Source organism: Rhizobacter sp. P2_H2 (assembly GCF_056403375.1).
Genome location: NZ_JBFUFP010001102.1, coordinates 1 through 1,732 on the forward strand (window position 1 = coordinate 1; position 1,732 = coordinate 1,732).

General features: G+C 68.7%; 4 protein-coding genes. All 4 read left to right on the forward strand.

Annotation, left to right across the window (positions count from 1 at the left end):
• The coding region (locus tag AC1D15_RS30460) for a roadblock/LC7 domain-containing protein (RefSeq protein ID WP_477828970.1) at positions 1–303 on the forward strand (303 nt) is incomplete at its 5' end.
• Complete coding sequence (locus tag AC1D15_RS30465; RefSeq protein ID WP_047512013.1) at positions 300–668, forward strand: hypothetical protein; 369 nt, start codon at positions 300–302, stop codon at positions 666–668. The genes AC1D15_RS30460 and AC1D15_RS30465, both read left to right, overlap by 4 nt.
• Before the next feature lie 112 nt (positions 669–780).
• Complete coding sequence (locus AC1D15_RS30470) at positions 781–1,140, forward strand: hypothetical protein (protein WP_477828971.1); 360 nt, start codon at positions 781–783, stop codon at positions 1,138–1,140.
• Between the two features lie 91 nt (positions 1,141–1,231).
• Positions 1,232–1,732 (forward strand): Clp protease N-terminal domain-containing protein (locus tag AC1D15_RS30475; protein WP_477828972.1); only part of this gene is annotated, 501 nt, incomplete at its 3' end.

Genomic DNA, 1,732 nt, shown 5'->3' on the forward strand with positions numbered 1-1,732 from the left:
GTGCTGGTGGCCACGCCGGACGGCTTCGACCTGGCGCATGCCGGCGCCTTGCCGCTGGATGCCAGCCGGCTGGCCGCGATGGTCAGCTCGATGGCGGCGCTCGGCGACGCCGCCAGCCGCGAGGCCGCGATCGGCCAGCCGCATTGCATGGTGGTCGATTCGAGCGCCGGGCGGCTGGTGATGCGCAGCGTGCAGTGGCGCGGCGAGCCGATGGTGGTCGTGCTGCTGGCCGACACCAGCGCGCTGCTCGGCATGGTGCTCAACGCGCTGAACGGCGTCGAACGCAGCATGGGGACTGCATGAACCCGCGCGTCGTGGCCGATGAGCTCGATGCGATGGCCGCGCAGCCCGGCATCGTCGGATGCGCACTGGTCGACCCGGCCACCGGGCTGATCTGGCAGGCCAGCGGCCGCGTTGCCGATGCCGAGCGCACCTGGGAGGCCGCCGTCGACTACTGGCGGCTGCACGACCGGCAGCGCAGCCACTTCGCGTCGCTCGGCGAGCTGGCGGCGGCGGTGATGTACCACCGGGGCGGCGTGCTGGCGATGTTCCCGTGCTGCACCGATCCCGACCTGCTGCTGGTCTCGGTCGGCGAGCACCGCGGCGTCGACTGGACCGATTGGCAGCGCAAGACGCGGGCCCTCGGCCGGCGCCTGCAGGCGAGCTGAGGCAGCCGGCGGCCCGATCGCCGCGCTCCGCTTTCCTCTTTCTCCACTTTTTCTTCAGATTCCCACGCAATCATCTCGCTCAGCCTCTTCAACGACATCCCAAGGAACTGCCATGGCCACCATTCGCCAATCCCTCGACGACCTGCTCACCATGGACGGCGCGCTGTGCGCGGCCGTCGTCGATTCCGCCAGCGGCATGATGCTCGGCTCGGCCGGCGCGGGCCTCGACCTCGAGGTGGCGGCTGCCGGCAACACCGAGGTCGTGCGCGCCAAGGCCAAGACGATGCGCCAGCTCGGCCTGAACGACGTGATCGACGACATCCTGATCACGCTGGGCAAGCAGTACCACATCATCCGCCCGGTCTCGCGCAAGGAAGGCACGTTCATCTACTTCGTGCTGGACAAGGCGAAGTCCAACCTGGCGCTGGCCCGCCGCAAGGCCACCGACGTCGAGCGCGAGCTGACGAGCTGATCTGCATCAAGCCGGGGTTCCCGGTGAGCGGGTTCCGGCTTGAAAATGGGGGCGAATGCCTCAAATCCCCTGCAATCGGAGGATTCGTCCCATGCGACTCGACAAGCTCACCACCAAGTTCCAGGAAGCGCTCGGCGAGGCCCAGAGCCTCGCGCTGAACCGCGACAACCCCTACATCGAGCCAGTGCACCTGCTGGCCGCGATGCTGGCCCAGACCGATGGCCCGAAGGCCTTGCTCGAACGCGCCGGCGTCAATTCGTCCAAGCTGCAGTCGGTGCTCGACGCCGAGTTGCGCAAGCTGCCGCAGGTGCAGGGCGGCGAGCAGGTGCAGGCGAGCCGCGAGCTCGGCGCGCTGCTGCAGGCCTCCGAGAAAGAGGCCACCAAGCGCGGTGACCAGTTCATCGCGAGCGAGATGTTCCTGCTGGCCGCGACCGATGCCAAGTCGGCGATCGGCCCGCTCGTCAAGGAGCACGGCCTGACCCGCAAGGCGCTCGAGGCCGCGATCGACGCGGTGCGCGGTGGCCAGAAGGTCGACAACGCCGATGCCGAAGGCCAGCGCGAAGCCCTCAAGAAATACACCATCGACCTGACC